The sequence below is a fragment of the Clostridium sartagoforme AAU1 genome (genome assembly GCF_000401215.1).
GTDB classification, from domain to species: domain Bacteria; phylum Bacillota; class Clostridia; order Clostridiales; family Clostridiaceae; genus Clostridium; species Clostridium sartagoforme.
This window is the reverse complement of sequence record NZ_ASRV01000249.1, coordinates 1-4,872: the sequence shown is the minus strand read 5'-3', so window position 1 is coordinate 4,872 and position 4,872 is coordinate 1. Positions and strand designations below refer to the sequence as shown.

The following is a 4,872-nucleotide window of genomic DNA, read 5'->3' as shown; positions in this document are numbered from 1 at the left end:
TAAATTAAAATTTAGATTCTCACTTAAGACTTCTAAAAGAATTGCTGGTTTATTTTACTTAACTTATTTTCTGTTCAATTTTCAAAGACCATTTTCTTCATCGCTTTTAAGCGACTTCATTATCTTACTATCTTTATATTAATCTGTCAACTTATTTTTTTATTGACTTTTAAATAACTTTGTAAGACGTTTTGTCCCTTAGGACATAGAGTATAATATCATGCTATATTTTTTTTACATATAGTTTATATCGCTAAATATTTGAATTAACCCCATATTATTTATTACTATATAAGAATTTCTTTATTTTTCTTATATTGATACAGGTGGATTAGTTGTCCTTTGCTTATGTTATATTTTGTAAGTTCTATTATAAAAATATCTAATAGCTTTATCGATAAGTATTTTTAGCTATTAGATATTTTTTATTTTATTTGCATATTATTTTTTCAGGATTCAAAAATTTATTTTTCAACTGAATTTTATTAATACATATATTTAATATCATTTTCATTTTTCTCTATAAAAATCTCATTGTTTTTCAATATCATATTCTTAATAGTATTCCATGATTTTTCTTTAGTGAGCATCACTACGAATTTACTATTTTTATAATCCCTTTGAACTATATCTTCTTTAAATCTATAATACTTCAGCTGGCTCTAATGTAGTTCCAACTTCAAGTTCTTCTTTAGATGCTATAACTGCTATTTTATTTCCATCGCCAATTTTACATCCTCTTCTTATTATTGCATTATTACCTACTATAGCTTTATTTATTACTACATTATCTTCTACTATAGTATCAGGCATAATTACAGAATCCCTTATTATTGAATTCTTTCCTATACTCACTCCTTGAAATAATATTGAGTGTTCTACCTTTCCCTGAACTATGCATCCTTCAACTATTAAAGATTCTTTAACTTCTGAATCACTTCCTATATATTGTGCTGGTCTTGCTATATTTTCAGAGTATATCTTCCAATCCTTATCGTATAAGCTTAGCTTGTTATTAGAACTTAATAAATCCATATTAGCTTCCCATAGACTTCTTATAGTTCCTACGTCCTTCCAATACCCTTTAAACGGATATGCTACTAATCTCATATTCTTCTTTAACATATTAGGTATTATATCTTTTCCAAAATCATTACTTGAATTTATATCATTTTCATCTTCTTTCAAAAAGTCTTTTAATATGTCCCATTTAAAAATATATATTCCCATAGATGCTTTTGTACTTTTAGGCTCTCTTGGCTTTTCTTCGAATTCATATATTGATAGATCGCTTCTTGTATTCATTATTCCAAATCTACTAGCCTCTTCTATAGGCACATCTATTACAGCTATTGTAGCATCTGCTTCTTTCTGCTTATGAAACTCTAACATATCATCATAATTCATTTTATATATATGATCTCCTGACAATATCAATATATATTCTGGATTATATCTATCTACATATTCTATATTTTGATAAATAGCATTTGCAGTTCCCTTATACCATTTACCACCCTTTTCCTCCTGGTATGGCGGCAATATTCTTACTCCCCCATCTCTTCTGTCCAAATCCCAAGGTGCTCCTATTCCTATATGCGCATTTAATTCTAATGGTTTATATTGAGTTAAAACTCCAACTGTATATATACCGGAATTAGAACAATTGCTTAATGGGAAATCAATAATTCTATATTTTCCTCCAAAGGGTACAGCTGGTTTTGCTAATCTCTTTGTTAATACTCCTAATCTTGACCCTTGTCCTCCAGCCAGAATCATTGCTACAATTTCTTTTCTCCCCATCTATCATACTCCCCCCTAATTCATTTATATAAATTTTATTAAACTATCAAATCATCTTTATATAATAAATATGAGTAAGATATAAATTATATGTTAAGTAAAAAGATTTTTTACAAAAAAGTGGACATATGTAAATTTTCTTATCCCGTTGCTCTAATACGAATCAACGTAAACTTACATATGCCCAATTAAAAACTTATAAATTCTTATACAATACATCTGAACCCCAAATTCCAGTTGCGTATTCCTTTATTGTTCTATCTGATGAAAATATACCTGAGTGAGCTATATTTACTCCACAGATTCTTTGCCAATTAAGTTTATTACCATATAATTCATTTACTATTTCTTGAGCTCTTATATAACTATCAAAATCCTTTAATACAAAAAACTCATCATTATATTTTAATAAACTATCATATATTGCTCTGAATTTTTCTCTATCATATGAATAAGTTCCATCTACAAGGTTATCTATAATTCTTTTTATTCTATTATCACTATTATATATATCCCAAGATGAATATCCTCCATTATTATGATAATCTAAAACTTCATTTGCTGTTAGTCCAAATATAACTATATTTTCTTCTTTGACTTCATCTTTTATTTCTATATTAGCACCGTCTAATGTTGCTATAGTTAATGCTCCATTCATCATAAACTTCATATTAGAGGTTCCTGAGGCTTCCTTCGTAGTTGTTGAAATTTGCTCACTTAAATCTGTTGCCGGAATTATTTTTTCTGCTAATGAAACTCTATAATTTTCCATCATAATAACTTTAATTTTATCTTTTACTATTGGATCATTATTTATTTTATTTGCTATTGATGTTATAAGTTCTATTGTATTCTTTGCCAAAATATAACCTGGGGCTGCTTTTCCTGCAAAGATAAATGTTCTTGGATTTATATCCATATTAGGATTTTCTATTAATTTATTATATAAATCCATTATTCTTAAACAATTTAATGTTTGTCTTTTATATGCATGAATTCTTTTCACTTGGACATCAAAAATAGAATTTGGATCTACCTTTATTCCATACGAACCGTATATTTCTTTAGATAATTTAACTTTATTATTTAATTTTATATTCCTCAGCTTACCCAATACATTATTATCACTTAAATACTTTTCAAAGTTCAATAAATCCATTGGATGTTTTATGAATCCCTCTCCTATTGTCTCTTTTAATAAATTTGCTAAATCTGGATTACTTTTTAATAGCCATCTTCTATGAGTTATTCCATTAGTTTTGTTATTAAATTTGTTGGGGTATAGATAATAGAAATCTGACATTTCCTTTTTCTTAAGTATTTCCGTATGAAGTTTTGCTACCCCATTCACACTATGGCTACCTACTATAGCTAGATTGGCCATTCTCACAAACCCATCAGCAATTATAGCCATTCTAGAAATCTTGTCCCATTGTCCAATATATTTATTCCAAAGATCTTTACAATGTCTTTCATTTATTTCATGTATAATCATATATATTCTTGGTAATATCTTTTTAAACATGTTTATAGGCCATTTTTCTAATGCTTCTGCTAAAATAGTATGATTAGTATAGGAAATTGTATTTTGTGTTATCCTCCATGCTTCTTCCCATGATAATTTTTCTTCGTCTAATAGTATTCTCATGAGTTCTGGAATAGCTAATGTTGGATGTGTGTCATTTATATGAATAGATATTTTTTCATCTAACTCATATATATTACTATTATATTTTTTATAATGTCTCACAATGCTTTGTAATCCCGCAGATACAAAAAAATATTGTTGCTTCAATCGCAGAATTTTCCCTTCATAGAAAGAATCTTCTGGATATAAGACTAATGATATAGACTCAACAGAATTTTTGTATTCTATGGCCTTTAGAAATTCACCTCTACTAAATGATGAAAAATCAAATTCATTACTTACAGGCTCTGCTGACCATAATCTTAAAGTATTTACTACCTCATTTTCATATCCTGTGATTGGTGTATCATATGGAATTGCTAGTATGGATTCATAATTGACTTGAGTAAATGTTAATTTCCCATCAATTGTTTCCATTTTTACATCTCCACCAAACTTCACTATTTCAGATTTATCTCTTTTTTGTATTTCCCATACATTACCTGATCTTAGCCAATTATCAGATAGCTCTACTTGCTTGCCATCAATTATCTTTTGTTCAAAAAAGCCATACTTATATCTTATTCCACAACCATGTCCAGGTATATTTAATGATGCCATAGAATCTAAAAAACATGCAGCAAGTCTACCCAAGCCTCCGTTCCCTAATCCTTGATCTTGTTCTAAATTTTCAAGCTCATCTAAGTCTATATTTAATTCCAAGAGAGCTTCCCTACAGATATCTCGTATTCCTAAATTCATTAATGAACTCCCTAATAGCCTTCCAAGCAAAAACTCCATTGAGAAATAATATACCTGTTTTTCTCCAGTTTCTTTATATTTATTATTTGTATTTAGCCACTCTTTAGCAACATAATCTCTAATTAAACTACCTAAAGCTTCATATTGCTGCTCCTTAGTTCCATCTTCTAGCTCTTTACCATTTATCTCTAGGAACTTTCTCTTATAATCTTTTTTTAAGGAATTCTTATTTATATATATCATTGAATCCTCCTCCTAATAGACTAACATTTAAATTTATAATATACTTTAAACTTATGAGAATTATTAAATAGTATTCTTAGAAATAATTTTTTATATGAATTTATTATTTAAAACAAAAAAAGACTTAAGATAAATCTTAAGTCTTTTTGTTAACCTGGCAACGTTCTACTCTCCCACACAGTCTCCCATGCAGTACCATCGACGCTGTAGAGCTTAACTTTCCTGTTCGGAATGGAAAGGAGTGTTTCCTCTACGCCATCATCACCAGATGCTGTGAGATCCTAAATCTCTGATTTAGATATCGAACGCACTCAACGCAGTTGAGTTTCCTTATCAAGATCTTCGATTTGGTTCCCGGAACTTATGCAAATTACGCTAATAATTTGTATTCCTTCTTATAAAGAATCTTTTACTCCATATAACGGAGTTTCCTTATT

2 protein-coding genes and 1 rRNA gene are annotated in these 4,872 nt (G+C 28.6%); all 3 read right to left on the bottom strand.

Features of this window, described 5'->3' with window-relative positions; all coding sequences use genetic code 11:
* Positions 1-642: 642 nt before the first annotated feature.
* The 3 genes from A500_RS18880 to rrf all read right to left on the bottom strand — a co-directional run bounded on the left by A500_RS18880 (position 643) and on the right by rrf (position 4,704).
* Positions 643-1,803 carry a glucose-1-phosphate adenylyltransferase gene (locus A500_RS18880; protein WP_016209174.1) on the bottom strand — a complete coding sequence of 387 codons (1,161 nt, stop codon included), beginning with the start codon at positions 1,801-1,803 and terminating at the stop codon, positions 643-645.
* Positions 1,804-1,999: 196 nt separating this feature from the next.
* Complete coding sequence (locus A500_RS18875) at positions 2,000-4,435, bottom strand: glycogen/starch/alpha-glucan phosphorylase (protein WP_016209173.1); 2,436 nt, start codon at positions 4,433-4,435, stop codon at positions 2,000-2,002.
* A 152-nt stretch (positions 4,436-4,587) separates the two neighbouring features.
* Positions 4,588-4,704 (bottom strand): 5S ribosomal RNA (gene rrf / locus A500_RS18870).
* Positions 4,705-4,872 lie beyond the last annotated feature (168 nt).